This window comes from Aurantibacillus circumpalustris, assembly GCF_029625215.1.
Lineage (GTDB): Bacteria > Bacteroidota > Bacteroidia > B-17B0 > Aurantibacillaceae > Aurantibacillus > Aurantibacillus circumpalustris.
Genome location: NZ_CP121197.1, coordinates 2117113 through 2132740, shown reverse-complemented (window position 1 = coordinate 2132740; position 15628 = coordinate 2117113). Strand labels below are relative to the sequence as shown.

Below are 15628 nucleotides of genomic sequence, written 5' to 3'. Positions count from 1 at the left end.
CTCATGCTTTTTAGAGTAAGGATAGTTTTAGTTATTATAGTGCTTGGTAACGTGTCGCCCATGTTTTCGCAAGCAGATAGTTTGGTTAAAACCTTAATTGATACAGTTGTCAGTAAATTAATTGTTGACGACATTCCACGTAAAACATTCAAAGATAAATTTATGTACCCACACCGCTGGTATGTGAAACAAATGCTAAAATCGCACACAAGCGACATTGATACAACTTATGTTCGTTCTGTTAAGAAAAAGTTGGTAATAACTGTTGCGCTGGCAAAAAAATTCTACGGTTTTAACTTAGTTGATTTGGAAACAAAAAAAGAGCTCGATTTTGCGCCCAATAACTATTACCACGTCGGCTTTAATTTTAATAATATTATTTTCAGTTTTGGATTTTATCCAGGTATTAAATTCGGCTCTAAACCCAACAGTGGAAATACAAAAAGCATAGATATTCAAACGCTTATAATGGGGCGTAGAGTTATTACTGATATATATTATCAAAACTACCGTGGATTCTATGTGCTCAATTCAGACAATTATCTAAACAAGGGAGCCGAAGGATCTTACATTTTTGTACGACCTGATTTAAAAGTTTTTGCGTTTGGCGTAAACACGATGTTTATTTTTAATTATAAAAAATATTCGATGCGTGGTTCATTTTCCTACACTGACATCCAAAAGAAAAATGCAGCTTCTTTAATGGCAGGCATCTATCACAAACAAGTAACTTTTCGTTCGGTAGATTCAACACTAATAGGATTGAATACAAGAGACGGATTAACGCCCGATTTATTTAACATCAATTCTATTTCGCTACTCACTATTGGAATAAGCGGCGGATATGGTTATACCTTAGTTTACCGCAAATTTATTGCCAGTAACATCATTAACATTGGCATTGGTGGTCAAAAAACAAATTACACAACAACAGATGGAAAAGAACATTCACTTTCACTCAACCCCTCTTTACATCTAAACGTTAAAGGGGCTATTCGTTACGATAAGGTGCTTTACTTTGTTGGCATAATGGCAAGCTACGATACAGATTACACCTCAAATCCGAACCTATTTAACGTAGAAACATACACCTCTAAAGTTTTATTATTTGTTGGTTACCGGTTTAACATTAAACAAAACGGTAGAAAAGTTCTCAAAGCAATGGGATTAGTAGATTTTAAAACTTAGGAATTGTCTGACAAGATTATCTTGCGCTGGAATTAAGGCGAATTTCCTATCATACTAGTTGCCCACTCCATAGCATTCAGAAAAAAACATTCTCCATTTTTACTAACACTAAATTATAAGAAGCAAATTATTTCTAAATTTACATTACCCGATTTTAAGTTTGTAATATGAATAGCACCCAGAAAAAAACCTATTTAGCTTTTAATGAAGGTATTTTGTCTGTTCATTTTTTTGAAAATGCAGTGATAGATGTAGAAGACGTGATTTACATTTACTGTTATGCGATAGAAAAATCGAAAGGCAAACCTTATGGGTTGTTATTTGATTCGAGTAGTAAACACGAATTTACCGCAAATGCAATAGAGTATTTTGTCGACAGTCCTTATTTAAAAGATGTTATAGCAATTGCCTATATTTCAAAAGATCTTATCAGTAAAATTCGTTTGAATTTATTATTGATTTTTGAAAGGCCAGCTGTTAAACCAAAAATATTTGGAGATGAGACTCTAGCTTACGATTGGCTTCAAAAGAAAGTAAACTCACTTACAGTGAATGCTTAATGATTGAAAAAAATTAAAGATACCTTACCTTAATTTCTACAATTTTAATTTCATCTTTAAGCGCAAAATCAAAACTTTCAAATTTTGGCCGCTTCATGTTGGTATGGTAATAATCTGAAAAGCCAAAGCCCTCTTTTGGCAAAACCCAACCATAGTCCATTTTATCATTCGAATTCTCATCATCTAAAATTGCAATGCCATAAACACCTGCCTTCAAATCATTATAAACCATTTTTAGGCTACTATTAAGAACTTCTTTCTTCGCTACCTTTCTAATGAATAAAGGTTTTTCATCGTCAAAGCTTTTAGAATTTGAATAAAAAGCAAGGCGTATGTTACCAGAAGAATTACGGATACCACTCACTTGTATATGAAGTGTCTGTGCATGGAAAAAATTTGAAATTAAAAATAAACAGAAGAGAAATGGTGTATAATTCATTTCCAAATGTAACGCGTTTGGCTTTGAAAATTAAACACTTTTGTAAAAATTATTTTAATACGGTCAGATTATTTTCTTTGTGACCCTGAGTCTCTGTCACTCTGCATTTAAATTTAATAGCATGAGTTCAGAGGCGCAGGGACGCTATACATGCTTATAGTACATGCGCGTTTATTTTTATTTTTTCCACAGCAACTCAATCGCCTTGGTTTGTTCTTCCAATGCTACGAGTTCTTTTTCTTCTGCCCTACTCATTTTTGCTAATTTATCTGATAGACTGTTACTTGAGTAGGATGCTTCGCGCAGATCTTTAGCTTCCTGCATATTTTTATCAGATGAGCTTGTCAGGCTACGCGTCCGAGAGAGTCTTGCTTCATCAACCTTTGAAGTAGAAATCAATTTTTGAATAGACTCTTTATTACTGTTAAATTTTACCTGACAAATAGTTCCCAGAATCCCGGAAGCTTTTACCTGTTTCAAAATTGAATTATTTTCGTACTGATTGGCCTCAGAAAGGAGTTTATCCTTTTCGCTTCCTGATTTTGTCGCCGCCTCGGTTTTTAATCTCCGAGCTTGGTATGATAATGCCTCTGCCAGTTTCAGAAGTTCACTGCGTTCGCTTTCGCCACTAATATCTGCGCTTTTAATTGCTACAGAGCTTTCTGCACTAAGATTATCGGGTACAGATTTACCACCCACGCGTGACAAAACCCTTTTATTGTCTGTTGAATTACTCGTTAGTTGTTCTGCCGATGCTTGCTCTGAGTTGGTTTTTGACGTTTGAGCGGTTAGTGTAAGTCCAAGGCTAAAAGCCATAATGGATACCAAGTAGATCTTTGTTTTCATAGTGCTTAATTTTAAATTGTTTAGTTTTCATTGACCTTTTGGTAATTTAGCGTGCTGTGTGTTGCCCTGTTTACGGCAGAAGCAGACGAAAGTTTCAGCATTTAGACTAACGGGCTTATAGTGTAGATATAGCCTCAAGTTTGAGGTCCTAAAATGTAAAACCCTCTTTCCCGAATAAACTTTTTAAAAGAATGCGCAAAGTAACCGACTCCAGTTTAATTAGACTACCTTTAGTTCCGTCTGTCATTTCAGGCCACAAGCCATGGATACAGATTTTGAAAATCTAATTACCAGATACCTCAGCACGCAGATCGGCATTACCGAAGATTTTTTTAGCAAAATTCTTACCGCTCAGCTCAAAGAAAATTTATTGACCTTATATTCACAGAATAGCTTGCTTGCAGCAGGAACCGGAAATAATAAAGCAGTAATGCATAATAACGAAGTTAGAAGCGATGCTATATATTGGTTAGATCGTAAACACAACAATGCATCTGAGGATGCATTTTTTGATCGCATCGACGATTTTATCTCATACCTGAATAAAACCTGTTACACAGGTATTACCTCCTGTGAATTTCAATACTCATTTTACGAAACAGGAAGTTTTTACACAAAACACTTAGATCGTTTTAAAAATAATAGTAGTCGGGTTTTTTCGATGGTAAGCTATTTAAATAGTGATTGGGAGCATAAAGACGGTGGACATCTTATCGTACAGCAAACTGTTGGAGAGCAAAAAATCGCACCCACTCAAGGTAAAACTGTTTTCTTTAAAAGCGATGAGTTACTCCACGAAGTAGAAGTAACTCATGCGCCGAGAATGAGCATTGCCGGTTGGTTAAAAAGAGATTAGTTTTTTGAATATTAGAGATTGTTGTTACTAGTAAATTAATGCCAAAAATAAAATCAGTCTCTAAAAATCATTACTCCTCGTTAACAACAATGGTATCGCATTTACCCGCAACTCTTACCATAATAGAATTTCCGTTTTCATCGAACATTTCTTGTTCAATAGAATCGCCGCAAACTATTTTTGTTTTTGTTGCCGCAGCTTTTTCACTTGAGCTATTGCAAGACACTGCTGCAATTAGCACAAAAAGTGTAATTAATTTTTTCATGAGGTTTGTTTTTGTAAATAAACTGGTTTACAGCTAATATAATCATAATCCAAACCACATTAGCTTAAAGTTTTAGGATCATTAAAAACACTTAGTTCACAATTAGATTCTCAAAGCATTTCAATTTACACAAGTATCTTTATATAACTGGTCTTTTACTGTACATCACTTTTCCATTTCTTAACCATCGAAAAGCCGATGAACAAAGCTGCGCCGGCTGTTGTGAAAATTACAGAAGGATAAACTGCTTCTGAATTTAGGGCGGTATACGTCGACAGAATCAGTCCAACAAAGATTCCAATGCCAATGCCCATTAATAATAATGCAATATTTAATAAGACTACTTTATAAAAGGAGCCTCCGCTGCTCCGTCCCTTCATAAATACACTCGCATCCACACCTTTTTCAATGAGTGCTAAACGCTCTTTATTGCGGGTAGATAAAAAAAGATAAGCGATTCCAAAAACGATTAGAAAAAAACTAATTGGCACTAAAATGTCTGCTAACATGTTGATTTGTTTTAAATGAATAAATAATTAATTGATGTGTTCATTGCTTATGACGATAGTTTATTCTACCTGGTTACACAATTCCGCAAAATATTTTTTACCTTTATTTGTAACCTAATCTTATTTATTGTCGTCCAATGATTAAATGTCAACATTAAACGATCAGTATTATATCCAACAAGTGATTGCCGGAAATGTAAAGGCATTTGAAGTAGTGGTTGATCAGTATAAGAATCTGGTATTTTCGTTAACATTAAGAATGCTAAAAAGTAGGGAAGAGGCCGAGGAAGCGGCACAGGACACGTTTATTAAAATTTATAAATCCTTAAGCAAATTTAAAGGGGACTCCAAATTCTCCACCTGGATTTACAAAATAACGTATAACACTTGTTTGGATCGCTTAAAAAAAGATAAAAACGCTCCTGAATTATTAAATCTGGAAGAGTTTAACGAACATCACGTATTAAGTACTGAAGTTATTTTAGACACCATCGATGAAAAAAAAAGAAGGCAAATTATACAAGAATGTATTCACTTATTGCCAAGCGAAGAGGCATTTTTACTTACCTTGTATTATTTTGAAGAACAGTCTCTCGAAGATATTTCAAAGATAATGAACGTGAACACCAACAATCTCAAGATTAAACTCTTTAGAAGTAGAAAAAAAATGGCAACCATTTTAAAAACGAAATTAGAACCTGAAATAATTGATTATTATGAAAGCGGACGAAAATAAAAACTTGGGTGAATTCACCGATAAAATAATAAAAGATCTTCCATTAGACGCTCCTTCATTTGACTTTACAGCGAAAGTGATGGCGAAAGTGTCAACTATCCACGTCAGCAAGGCGACAATGTATACGCCTTTAATTTCGAAACCAGTTTTAATTTTTATTTTGGGAAGTGTTTTAGCGCTATTTATCTATCTTTTAACTAAAGGTACTGAAACCTCAACAACTTGGCTAACTCAGTTAAATTATACGAGGTTTGACTTAAATAAAGGATTCAAATTTTCTAACATTCTAATGTATTCCGTTCTATCCTTGACTATTTTCTTGTTTATTCAGATTCATTTCCTGAAAAACTATTTCGACAGGCAAATTGAGAATTAAATCAAAAAGTAATTTCAAAAACATCTGAGTTATTGAAATCGATTGCTTATCTTAGGTAGAAATGCTCTTATTGTGAATACCTCGCGATTAGCTGCCATAAGGTAAATCATTAAAAAATTCAATCCATGAAGTATATTTTTACCTTTTTGTTTGTCACTACTTTAATAAACATAAATGCCCAGCAGTGGGTAACAAAAAAATACAGTTATGACAGTACAATGAACGTAACTTATGGCACAGCTATTAATTTTAATGGTAGAATTGACACGTTAAGAATGGACATATACGAGCCTGATTGCGGGAATACTTCTCTTACATTAAAAAAACCACTCATGATTTGGATACATGGGGGAGCATTTTTAGCGGGAAGTAAGAATGAAGCGAGTATATCTAATTTATGTAAACAATTTGCTAAAAGAGGTTACATTACCGCCAGTATAGATTATCGTTTGGGTTTTGTGTCAGATGACGCAGCGTGGAATTGCAACTTCCCCAATTACTCTTGCATATTTGCAGGCGATAGTGCTGAATGGATAAGGGCCTGGTACAGAGGGGTGCAAGACGCGAAAGGGGCTTTAAGATATCTTGTCAACCGCAGTAGTCAATTTAAAATAGACGTAAATAATATTTTTGTTGCTGGAGAAAGCGCAGGTTCTCTTATTTCATTAGGTGTTGGTCTGCTGGATACCATTATTGAACGTATGCCGCAAACATTTGCAATCGGCGCTTTAGCCAACCCAAATAACAATGCACTTAATTGTACTTATAATGTCAATCAAACATTTACATCTTCAAACGTACCACGCCCTGATCTTGGCGGCATAGAAGGAATCATTGAACCTACAATTATCAGTTATACGATTAAAGGTATTGGAAATAACTATGGCGCTATGTTCAGTAATTTATTAAGATATAACCAGATCGCTCATACTAAACCTGCCATTTATTCCTTTCATCAACCTTGTGATATTGTAGTACCAATAGACAGCGGCCTTGTATATCAAGGTTTATCCTGGTGTATGACTAACGGTTATAACTGTTACGCAATTAAAAACACTGCTAAACTTTATGGCAGTAGAGCATTTAGCAACTGGAACACTAATAACAATTACGGGTACACCATTCATAACGAATTTACAAGTACGGCTTTCCCTTATAGTTTTTTATTCGGTACCGGCAGTTGCGCCGATCAGGTAAACAATCCCTGTCATGCTTACGATAATTCTACATTACGAGAAAATAATCTTGCAAACTTTTTCGCACCTTTAATTAGTGCCAGTGCGATGTGTGATACAACTTCTACAACCGGTATCGAATTATTTGAAAAGAAATCTAAATTTCTTATGTATCCTAATCCCGTAGTTAACATACTAAACGTTCTTGTTAAACAATTTGACGAAGGCACTTTGAAAATTAGCACTATTTTAGGTTTACCTGTGAAAGAAATATCCTTAAAACAAGATCGAACAGAGATTGATTTGACTGCATTTTCTCGGGGTATTTATTATGTAACATTTACCAATAAGTATGGAAGTAGTTCAAGTTCAAAAATAATTAAGTACTGATTTTATACTTGACACTCAAATTCACCAACCAGTTTCTATACGCCAGGGTCTTTAACTTATTTTATTAAAAAACACCTCCTTCCTAGCTTCTTTTATAGTGTTTTAAGCGTTAAGTCTGGAATATTTCTAATCAAACCCTTTTAAATCAAGCTTTGCGACTATTTTTCCCACTTTATTAACAAAAAACTGACTGTTTTCAGCTTTTTCGTAGCTTTGCAAAAATTTTATTTAAATGAAAACACTTGAAAAAGTAAACGGAGAATACCAAGCCCAATTAAATGATTGGATCAGTCACGAAAAGGCTGCTTTGGATTTGATTAATGTTGTTGGAAAATTATGGTTTGATAGATCTATCGAACTTATTTTATTCCGCAACCAATTAGTTGACCGCAGTGCAAGTGAAATAATGAATTTGCACCTATACGCTAAAAATATTGTAAAAAAACCAATTACGGTTTATGAAACACTTGCGCTTGCCACCGAAATTTTAAATTCTAAAGTTGGCGCAGCCCGTATTGATATTGGAAAATTAGCCTTTGAATGGCACCAAGAAAATGCTAACTACAAAACAAAAGTTGATTTTATTAATGATAAATTAAAGGGTCTTATTGGTGTTACTTCTGTCGTAACTCCTAAAGATGTTGTTTTATACGGCTTCGGACGTATTGGTCGTTTAGCTGCTCGTGAATTAATTACACTTGCTGGTAAAGGAGAACAATTAAGACTTCGCGCAATCGTTACCAGAGGAAATAGCGACGAAGAAATTGTAAAACGTGCCGATTTATTGCGCACCGATTCGGTTCATGGAACTTTCCCAGGAACTGTTATTGAAGATTTAGCAAATAAAGCACTGATCATTAACGGACATACAGTTCACATGATTGATGCTAAAAATCCAGAAGATGTTGATTACACGAAATACGGTATTGATAACGCTCTACTAATTGATAATACAGGCGTTTTCAGAGATGATGTTGAACTAAGTCGTCACTTAAAAGCTAAAGGAATTGACAAAGTATTATTAACAGCTCCTGCAAAAGGCAATGTTCCAAACGTTGTTCACGGTGTGAATCACGAAACAGTTGATCTTAGCACGCAACGTATTTTTTCTGCTGCAAGCTGTACAACCAATGCTATCATGCCTATTTTACATGTGATTGATACAGAATTCGGAATTCAAAAAGGACATATTGAAACGGTTCACTCTTATACAAACGACCAGAATTTATTGGATAACTATCACAAAAAATACCGTCGTGGTCGCTCTGCTGCTTTAAACATGGTTATTACAGAAACCGGTGCTGAAAGTGCTTTGAAAAAAGTATTACCGCATTTAAGTGGAAAATTCACTGCGAATTCAGTGCGTGTCCCAACCCCAAATGTAAGTTTGGCTATCTTAAACTTAAATATAAATAAAGAGGTTACCCGCGACGAAGTTAATGCCATCATTCACAAATATGCGATGAATGGTAAACTTGTTGAACAAATACAATATGCATTCAGTAATGAATTGGTAAGTACAGATGTTATCGGCAATCCTTGTCCAAGTGTATACGACAGCCAGGCGACCATTGTATCTCCTGATAAAAAGAGTATTGTATTATACGTTTGGTATGATAATGAATACGGTTACACACGTCAGGTAATTCGTTTCAGTAAACACATTTCAGAGGTTAGAAGACCTTTCTATTACTAGATAAAGCCTTTATATAATTGAAAAGGAGGGAGTTTTCTTCCTCTTTTTTATTATTGTATATTTATGATTCATTAAAATAAAACCATGAAAAAAATAACACTCATTCTTGTAACAATTGTTTTCTCGCAAATTGTGTTGGCACAGCCTCCATCAGGTAAAGCAAAGCCGGGAACTGTTTACGGAGCTAAAACAGACGAGAAAAATGCTATTGAAGCATCTTCACTAACAGCAATGCTTAAAACCAAGGACACTCTAACAGTTAAGGTAAAAGCCAAAGTTCTTGACGTATGTTCTCAAAAAGGTTGCTGGATGACCTTTAAAATAAATGAAACTGAAAATGCATTTGTAAAAATGAAAGATTACGGCTTTTTTGTTCCCCTAGATCTTGTTGGCAAAACAGTTGTTTTAGACGGTCATGCCTTTACCAAAACAACCAGTGTTGCTGAATTAAAACACTATGCACAGGACGCGAAAAAATCCCAAAAAGAAATTGATGCCATTACAGAACCAAAAAACGAGGTACGTTTTATGGCCGATGGTATTGTTGTTATTGAGTAATAATTCCAGAAATACTTCCAAAACACTGCTAAAAAAAACGCTATGTTTGTGCCGCTAATAATGACATTAGAACAGTCTATAAAGAAAGAAATAAGGGACATTGCAGATTTTCCGAAACCTGGAATTATCTTCAAAGACATTACGCCATTATTTTACAAACAAGAACTTTGTAACGATATCGTCAACGGTTTTATTGAACGTTTGGAAGAAGTACCCGATGCCATTATTGGAATTGAAAGTCGGGGATTTTTATTTGGTTTTTTAGTCGCTAACAAATTGAACGTACCGTTTGTTTTAGTAAGAAAAGCGGGTAAACTTCCTTATAAAACAGTTAAAGAAGAATACGCATTAGAATACGGCACTTCCATTATTGAAATGCACGAAGATGCTTTAGAGAAGGGGTGGAACGTAATCATACACGATGATCTTATAGCTACAGGTGGAACAGCACAAGCCGCTGCAAAACTTGTAGAAAAGATGGGAGCAAAAGTTGCAGGGTTTAACTTCGTGGTAAGTTTGGATTTTTTAAACGGAAAGAGTAAATTAGTAAATCACACAAACAATATAACATGTCTAGTACACTATTAGAAAACGAGGTTGGTATGAGTTTTCAAACAAACGAAAACCAACAGATGATTGCGGATATGATTCGCAAATTTGGGAAAGAACATATTTTACCAAAAATGATGGAATGGGATGAGTCGCAAGAATTCCCTATTGAGGTTTTTAAAAAGCTTGGCGACTTAGGTTTAATGGGAGTTTTAGTTCCAACCGAATATGGAGGATCTGGATTTAGCTACACAGAATATGTTACCGCCATTACAGAACTAGGTAGTATTTGTGGTTCAATTGCTTTATCTATGGCCGCCCACAACAGTTTATGTACGGGACATATTTTGCAATTTGGTAACGAAGAACAAAAGAAAAAATACCTTCCAAAGTTAGCAACTGCAGAATGGATAGGCGCTTGGGGCTTAACCGAAGCCAATACAGGAAGCGACGCTATGCGTATGCAATGTGTTGCAAAACAAGATGGTGATCATTGGGTACTTAACGGAACAAAAAATTGGATCACTCACGGAATTTCTGGTAACGTTGCCGTTGTTTTAGCTAGAACAGGTGAATTATTAGATAGCCACGGCATTACTGCATTTATCGTAGAACGTACCACTCCTGGTTTCAGAGGCGGAAAAAAAGAAAATAAATTAGGTATGCGCGCAAGCGAAACTGCTGAACTTATTTTTGAAAATTGTCGCATCCACAAATCTCAAGTATTAGGTAATGTAGGTGATGGATTTGTACAAGCTATGAAAGTATTGGATGGTGGACGTATTAGTATTGCTGCATTGAGTTTAGGTATCGCTAAAGGTGCTTTAAACGCTAGTATTAAGTACGCTAAAGAACGCCAGCAATTCGGACAACCAATTGCTAACTTTCAAGGCATCGCTTTTAAATTAGCAGATATGGCTACTGAATTTGAAGCCGCAGAACTATTAACGTTTAAAGCTGCGGACTTAAAGAATAAACATCAAAAGATGACTAAAGAAGGGGCTTTTGCTAAATATTATGCGAGCGAAGTGGCTGTAAGATGCAGTACAGAAGCGGTTCAAATATTCGGTGGTTACGGGTATACAAAAGATTTTCCAGTTGAAAAATTTTACCGCGATAGCAAATTATGTACAATTGGCGAAGGAACTAGTGAAATTCAGAAATTAGTTATCGCTAGAGAGTTATTGAAGTAGGCAGTTTACAGTAGGCAGTCTACAGTGGGCAGTAACCAGTTAGCAGTTTGCATTAAGCTAAGAAAAAACTCTTTGTGCCCTTCGTGTAACACTTTGTGTGCTTCGTGGTTAAAAGAACCACTGAGGCACTAAGATCACTAAGAAACACTAAGAGAAAATTATTTCTTTGTGCCCTTTGTGCAACACTTTGTGTCCTTTGTGGTTAAAAAAAGCACTGAGAATGCCGCTATTCAAACAAAATAATAAAATTAAAGTTTCATAAATTAAAAACCGTTTAGCAAGCTAAGCGGTTTTTTTATTTAATTTTGTTATTAGCATTTTTATCACTCAAAAAGAATAAAATGAAAAAGTACTCTTTAGAATCTATCGATCATTTTACCCGCTTTGTGTTAGGTGATACAGCTAGTTTTAACTGGTTGATGAATAATGGTTACAAAGAGTTCTTCGCAACGCTTGATGCCATTAGAGATGAAAAAAGAGCCTTTCAATACCTTATGGATAATAAACACGTTGTACTTGCAGCTTTTGTAAACGCTGTATGGGACGATGAAAAAGCTTTTGCCTTTCTTATGAAAGCTAAAGCATTTGAGTGGGCTGCTATGGCTAATATTATTAATGGTGACGAGAAAGCTGAAGACTTCCTTAAAAAAATAAAAAAAGAAAATTATATTTTATTAGCACACGCCATTCAAAGTAGAATTCATCAAGATGGTGATTATAATGTTAGCCCTATTGGTGCTTTAAAAAACATGCTTAATTTTAAAAAAGCGTTTAAAAAAGAATGAGAATTATAGATAGTATTCCCCACGAAAGCATGACCATTAGTATTTTTCATATGAATGATAAATATCAGGTACGTTTTGAAGCAGGACCAATGGAACAGATTTTTAAATTTTTAGCCGAGGATGTAAAAAGTGTTGAGAACCTAAAAACAAAAATTAATTCTGAATTTATTGAAACAACCCGTAAACGTTTTAACGAGATGTTCGTGCAGATGAGGGATATGGATCTATGATTATTTATTACAATGCCAGATGCAGTAAGTGCAGAGAAACACTTGAAATTTTAGAAAAAAATAAGTGTGAAGTTACTTTCAGAGAATACCTCAAAGAACCACCCACAAAAAAAGAATTTACTCAGTTATTGAAAAAACTTAATTGTGATGCTTTTGATATTGTAAGAAAAACGGAACCGCTTTATAAAGAACGTTTCTCCAGTAAAAAACTTACAAATACACAATGGATAAAAGTTTTATGTGAAAATCCAATTCTTATTGAACGTCCCATTGTTATTGATGGAGTTAAAGCCCTTGTTGGAAGACCTCCAATCTTAGTTCTCGATTTTATTAAAAAGAAATCTAGTAAAAGAACTTAAGCACATTTTTTACATTTTCACTCTCACATTTTCCTCCCGATAGCTATCGAATTGGCGTCAAGGTAATTCTAATGAAATTAACTTTTATGTATTGATAATTAAGAAGATAGAGGGATAAAAAAGTTTCCTGCTTGCTGTATTTTAATTGCGCTAACAAAACAAAATATGCGCACAGGAAACCATTTCAAAAATAAAATTATCTCTTTAAAAGAAAGACTAAAAGAATTAAGAATTTATTCACTTTCTCATTCATGCAATTTTCAAAAGCGACGAACCAAAAAAATCGATCCTTTAAATTTGATTTTGAGTTTTTACAATTGTAACCTAAATGGTTCGTTTTCTCTTTCTGGCTGGGCTTTTCATCTAAGTCAACTTATAAATAAACCGATTTCGAAACAGGCTATTTTTGAGCGAGTTGATGCTGATTTTATAAATTTATGTCGCGAACTTTTAAATAGATCTTTTAATTCTAAGCGCACGGTAAATAAATTCATGAAAAAATTCAGTAATGTTTACATTCAAGATAGCACCTGTATTCACTTACCAAGCTCATTGTATGAATTTTATCAGGGAAATAAAACTTACACAGGTAATCACTCCGTTGCGAAGATTCAGGTTATCTATAATTTAATGAAGAATACATTTGAAGAACTAATGGTTACTTCTTTTACCAGAAATGATCAGGCAGCTTCCGCTGACATCTTGCAATATATTAGCGCGGGCGACTTAATAGTAAGGGATTTAGGTTATTTTGTTTTAAGATCTCTTAAAGAGATTCTTAAGAAAGGAGCGCATTTTATTTGTCCATTACGAAAAGATGTTCATTTGTTTTTCCCACATAACAATCAACTCATTGATTTGAAGAAGCTATTAAAAAACAAAAAGTATTTGAAACAGACTGTTCTTTTAGGTAAAGAAGAAAAAGTACCTGTTACACTTTTTGCAATTAAATTAGATCGTAAAACAGCAAGCTATAGACAAAAATGCGCTATTCAGGATCGTGACAGAAGAAAAAAACTTACAATAGAAAAACTTCATTTATTAGGATGGGATGTTTTTGTAAGTTCTTGTGCAGACCTTGAACCACAAGTAATACAAGATATTTACAAAATAAGGTGGCATATAGAAATAGTTTTTAAATCATGGAAAAGTCATCTAAAATTAGAAAAAAACATCCCTAAAAGACTAAACCGACCATTTATTCCTGAAGCAATTATTTACCTCACCTTACTTTTGACTGTCTTATTTATAATGCCTGTATACCGACTAGCAATAAAAACATTTAAGGGTATAAGCTTAATAAAAACAACAAGATTTATTGTAGGATTAATGCCGCGATCGGATTGGACCTTAAGTCAAGTACAACTTAATAATAGTCGAAGATTAATAACCTACGAAACAAGGAATAGAGCGAACTTTACCGATAAAGTGGCATTTTTAACTTGACGCCAATTCGATAACCATCGGGACTCAATCGCAGGCGCTTACAGTACTTTAAATCCGTGGTTCTTTCGTCGGCTTTAGCTACCTTGAGTATTTAAATTGAGTATATATTTAACTTAGAATTCTGTTAGAATAAATGGTGATTCAAAATCATTGATCAACAGAATAAATAAGTCGAATTGTTTTTGAATTCTATTAGTTGAAAAGCAAAAAAAGCTCCCGAAGGAGCCTTTAAACAGATAACTATTTCGTTTTGCTTCTAATCAGAACCAAAAATTTCATCGTCGCTCATACATTTACATTTGGGTGAAGGACGTGGATTTATGAGCATGTCGGCTGGTTTAAGACTTTTTGTTTCCTTGTCGAATTTTAAATTAAATTTTACTTCAGACTTAACAGTTGCGCCTGCTTTAACCGCCGCGTTCCATGGATTCATGGCGGTTAACGCTCCGGTTACTTGTTGATTGAGTACTTCGTCTTGCCCCATCACAAATGTTTTTTTTATAGTGCCATCAAGGTTTAACTGAATCCTAACATTACAAATTAGATTTTTACCCTGACGTTTTTGTTTTTTAGTCAAGGTTATTTGATCCTTAAAAAAAGCATTCAGATCTTCATCCCCACTCTGATAACAAGGAGGACGGCAAGCTTTAGGATCTTTTGCTCTGCGTATTTTTGCCACCGCCGGTTTCTTTTTAGGCGCTGCTTTAACCTCTTCTTCTGCAGGTTCATTTTCTTCTACAGGTTGCTCAACAGCAGCTACTACTGGTGTTTCCTTAACTGTTTCTTTTACAGTTTCCTTTGGTGTTTCTTTAACCGCAGCTTTGGGTGTTTCCTTAACACTCTCCTTTGCAGGTGCAGCTTTTTCCATAGGTTTTTCTGCCACCGCTTCCTTAGCAGGCGCAGCAGCTTTCTCCTCTGCCTTAACCGTTTTAGCTACTGGAGCACTCTCTTCTTCTACCGGTAGTGCTACCTTTGGCAATGCACCTTCTATATAAATATAAAATCCCTGAACTTTTTTAAATGCCTCAGCGTCACCTTTTGTATTACACTGACATAAATTTTTGTAAGAAGTACTGTATTGAAAATATTCAGGGTAGGTACGTAATAGATTTTCCCATCTTTCCTGATTTTCTTGTTCACGAACTGCAAGATCAGACGATTCTGTTTCAGAAAAAACAAGTACAATTTCAGTAACCTCCGCAGATACTATTGCATCTGCCAGCGGATTTTTATTCACGCCACCAGTTCCCTTCTTAGATCGTATGAAAGCATAGTTTTTTCCTACCGCTTTGTAAGCCGTTTTTACGGAATCTATTTCAAAATCTAACTCTTCAAAAGTAGGAGTTTGTGCATATGTAGGCATAAAACTTGCCAAGAATACTATTAGGAAAATGTGTATGTGTGCTTTCATTTTTTTAATGTAATAATAGATAAAAAAATGAAGATTTGTATCATTGTACAATAAATAATTC

19 protein-coding genes are annotated in these 15628 nt (G+C 34.7%); 14 read left to right on the top strand and 5 right to left on the bottom strand.

Features of this window, described 5'->3' with window-relative positions:
• The first annotated feature begins 3 nt into the window (after positions 1-3).
• Both P2086_RS08960 and P2086_RS08955 read left to right on the top strand, forming a co-directional pair.
• Positions 4-1188, top strand: coding sequence for a DUF4421 family protein (locus tag P2086_RS08960; protein WP_317900111.1), 1185 nt, complete (start codon positions 4-6; stop codon positions 1186-1188).
• A 167-nt stretch (positions 1189-1355) separates the two neighbouring features.
• The gene (locus P2086_RS08955; RefSeq protein ID WP_317900110.1) at positions 1356-1748 is read left to right on the top strand and encodes a DUF7793 family protein; all 393 of its coding nucleotides are present in this window, start codon (positions 1356-1358) and stop codon (positions 1746-1748) included.
• A gap of 13 nt (positions 1749-1761) precedes the next feature.
• Here P2086_RS08955 and P2086_RS08950 read toward each other — a convergent pair whose 3' ends face one another.
• Entirely contained in the window at positions 1762-2187 is a 426-nt protein-coding gene (locus tag P2086_RS08950) for a DUF2141 domain-containing protein (RefSeq protein WP_317900109.1), read from the bottom strand.
• A 177-nt stretch (positions 2188-2364) separates the two neighbouring features.
• Positions 2365-3033, bottom strand: coding sequence for a hypothetical protein (locus tag P2086_RS08945; RefSeq protein WP_317900108.1), 669 nt, complete (start codon positions 3031-3033; stop codon positions 2365-2367).
• A gap of 262 nt (positions 3034-3295) precedes the next feature.
• Here P2086_RS08945 and P2086_RS08940 point away from each other — a divergent pair, with 262 nt between their 5' ends.
• Entirely contained in the window at positions 3296-3889 is a 594-nt protein-coding gene (locus P2086_RS08940) for a 2OG-Fe(II) oxygenase (RefSeq protein WP_317900107.1), read from the top strand.
• 70 nt (positions 3890-3959) lie between these two features.
• Here the strand turns inward: P2086_RS08940 and P2086_RS08935 are convergent, their stop codons facing one another.
• Together P2086_RS08935 and P2086_RS08930 are read right to left on the bottom strand one after the other, a co-directional pair.
• Positions 3960-4154 carry a hypothetical protein gene (locus P2086_RS08935; protein ID WP_317900106.1) on the bottom strand — a complete coding sequence of 65 codons (195 nt, stop codon included), beginning with the start codon at positions 4152-4154 and terminating at the stop codon, positions 3960-3962.
• A 155-nt stretch (positions 4155-4309) separates the two neighbouring features.
• On the bottom strand, positions 4310-4663 hold the full coding sequence (locus tag P2086_RS08930; protein ID WP_317900105.1) for a DUF6249 domain-containing protein: 354 nt from the start codon (positions 4661-4663) through the stop codon (positions 4310-4312).
• A gap of 145 nt (positions 4664-4808) precedes the next feature.
• Here P2086_RS08930 and P2086_RS08925 point away from each other — a divergent pair, with 145 nt between their 5' ends.
• The 11 genes from P2086_RS08925 (at position 4809) to P2086_RS08875 (ending at position 14156) form a co-directional block, all read left to right on the top strand.
• Positions 4809-5399 (top strand): RNA polymerase sigma factor, encoded by a 591-nt coding sequence (locus P2086_RS08925; RefSeq protein WP_317900104.1) that lies wholly within the window; start codon positions 4809-4811, stop codon positions 5397-5399.
• Positions 5380-5775, top strand: coding sequence for a hypothetical protein (locus tag P2086_RS08920; protein WP_317900103.1), 396 nt, complete (start codon positions 5380-5382; stop codon positions 5773-5775). The genes P2086_RS08925 and P2086_RS08920 overlap by 20 nt, the downstream gene beginning before the upstream one ends.
• Positions 5776-5900: 125 nt before the next feature.
• A complete protein-coding gene (locus P2086_RS08915; protein WP_317900102.1) occupies positions 5901-7340 on the top strand; it encodes a carboxylesterase family protein in 1440 nt (479 codons plus the stop codon).
• A gap of 232 nt (positions 7341-7572) precedes the next feature.
• Positions 7573-9036: a glyceraldehyde-3-phosphate dehydrogenase gene (locus P2086_RS08910; RefSeq protein ID WP_317900101.1), complete on the top strand. Its 1464-nt coding sequence runs from the start codon at positions 7573-7575 to the stop codon at positions 9034-9036.
• An 84-nt stretch (positions 9037-9120) separates the two neighbouring features.
• A complete protein-coding gene (locus P2086_RS08905; protein ID WP_317900100.1) occupies positions 9121-9594 on the top strand; it encodes a DUF4920 domain-containing protein in 474 nt (157 codons plus the stop codon).
• Positions 9595-9654: 60 nt separating this feature from the next.
• Positions 9655-10182 carry an adenine phosphoribosyltransferase gene (locus P2086_RS08900; protein ID WP_317900099.1) on the top strand — a complete coding sequence of 176 codons (528 nt, stop codon included), beginning with the start codon at positions 9655-9657 and terminating at the stop codon, positions 10180-10182.
• On the top strand, positions 10164-11336 hold the full coding sequence (locus P2086_RS08895; RefSeq protein WP_317900098.1) for an acyl-CoA dehydrogenase family protein: 1173 nt from the start codon (positions 10164-10166) through the stop codon (positions 11334-11336). Before P2086_RS08900 ends, P2086_RS08895 begins: the two co-directional genes overlap by 19 nt.
• Before the next feature lie 341 nt (positions 11337-11677).
• Positions 11678-12121, top strand: a complete 444-nt coding sequence (locus P2086_RS08890) for a hypothetical protein (RefSeq protein WP_317900097.1) — start codon at positions 11678-11680, stop codon at positions 12119-12121.
• Positions 12118-12351 (top strand): hypothetical protein, encoded by a 234-nt coding sequence (locus P2086_RS08885; RefSeq protein WP_317900096.1) that lies wholly within the window; start codon positions 12118-12120, stop codon positions 12349-12351. Before P2086_RS08890 ends, P2086_RS08885 begins: the two co-directional genes overlap by 4 nt.
• On the top strand, positions 12348-12710 hold the full coding sequence (locus P2086_RS08880; protein WP_317900095.1) for an arsenate reductase family protein: 363 nt from the start codon (positions 12348-12350) through the stop codon (positions 12708-12710). Before P2086_RS08885 ends, P2086_RS08880 begins: the two co-directional genes overlap by 4 nt.
• 165 nt (positions 12711-12875) lie before the next feature.
• Positions 12876-14156 (top strand): IS4 family transposase, encoded by a 1281-nt coding sequence (locus tag P2086_RS08875; RefSeq protein WP_317897820.1) that lies wholly within the window; start codon positions 12876-12878, stop codon positions 14154-14156.
• Positions 14157-14412: 256 nt separating this feature from the next.
• On the opposite strand, the gene P2086_RS08870 is transcribed toward P2086_RS08875, so the two are convergent.
• Positions 14413-15567, bottom strand: coding sequence for a hypothetical protein (locus tag P2086_RS08870; RefSeq protein ID WP_317900094.1), 1155 nt, complete (start codon positions 15565-15567; stop codon positions 14413-14415).
• Positions 15568-15628 lie beyond the last annotated feature (61 nt).

Excerpts from the sequence above, each read along its gene's own strand:
- P2086_RS08925 (WP_317900104.1), top strand. The coding sequence starts at position 4,809 with ATGTCAACATTAAACGATCAGTATTATATCCAACAAGTGATTGCCGGA.
- P2086_RS08960 (WP_317900111.1), top strand. The coding sequence starts at position 4 with ATGCTTTTTAGAGTAAGGATAGTTTTAGTTATTATAGTGCTTGGTAAC.
- P2086_RS08930 (WP_317900105.1), bottom strand. The coding sequence starts at position 4,663 with ATGTTAGCAGACATTTTAGTGCCAATTAGTTTTTTTCTAATCGTTTTT.
- P2086_RS08875 (WP_317897820.1), top strand. The coding sequence starts at position 12,876 with ATGCGCACAGGAAACCATTTCAAAAATAAAATTATCTCTTTAAAAGAA.
- P2086_RS08870 (WP_317900094.1), bottom strand. The coding sequence starts at position 15,567 with ATGAAAGCACACATACACATTTTCCTAATAGTATTCTTGGCAAGTTTT.
- P2086_RS08940 (WP_317900107.1), top strand. The coding sequence starts at position 3,296 with ATGGATACAGATTTTGAAAATCTAATTACCAGATACCTCAGCACGCAG.
- P2086_RS08945 (WP_317900108.1), bottom strand. The coding sequence starts at position 3,033 with ATGAAAACAAAGATCTACTTGGTATCCATTATGGCTTTTAGCCTTGGA.
- P2086_RS08955 (WP_317900110.1), top strand. The coding sequence starts at position 1,356 with ATGAATAGCACCCAGAAAAAAACCTATTTAGCTTTTAATGAAGGTATT.
- P2086_RS08950 (WP_317900109.1), bottom strand. The coding sequence starts at position 2,187 with ATGAATTATACACCATTTCTCTTCTGTTTATTTTTAATTTCAAATTTT.
- P2086_RS08910 (WP_317900101.1), top strand. The coding sequence starts at position 7,573 with ATGAAAACACTTGAAAAAGTAAACGGAGAATACCAAGCCCAATTAAAT.
- P2086_RS08885 (WP_317900096.1), top strand. The coding sequence starts at position 12,118 with ATGAGAATTATAGATAGTATTCCCCACGAAAGCATGACCATTAGTATT.
- P2086_RS08935 (WP_317900106.1), bottom strand. The coding sequence starts at position 4,154 with ATGAAAAAATTAATTACACTTTTTGTGCTAATTGCAGCAGTGTCTTGC.
- P2086_RS08880 (WP_317900095.1), top strand. The coding sequence starts at position 12,348 with ATGATTATTTATTACAATGCCAGATGCAGTAAGTGCAGAGAAACACTT.
- P2086_RS08900 (WP_317900099.1), top strand. The coding sequence starts at position 9,655 with ATGACATTAGAACAGTCTATAAAGAAAGAAATAAGGGACATTGCAGAT.
- P2086_RS08890 (WP_317900097.1), top strand. The coding sequence starts at position 11,678 with ATGAAAAAGTACTCTTTAGAATCTATCGATCATTTTACCCGCTTTGTG.
- P2086_RS08905 (WP_317900100.1), top strand. The coding sequence starts at position 9,121 with ATGAAAAAAATAACACTCATTCTTGTAACAATTGTTTTCTCGCAAATT.
- P2086_RS08920 (WP_317900103.1), top strand. The coding sequence starts at position 5,380 with ATGAAAGCGGACGAAAATAAAAACTTGGGTGAATTCACCGATAAAATA.
- P2086_RS08915 (WP_317900102.1), top strand. The coding sequence starts at position 5,901 with ATGAAGTATATTTTTACCTTTTTGTTTGTCACTACTTTAATAAACATA.
- P2086_RS08895 (WP_317900098.1), top strand. The coding sequence starts at position 10,164 with ATGTCTAGTACACTATTAGAAAACGAGGTTGGTATGAGTTTTCAAACA.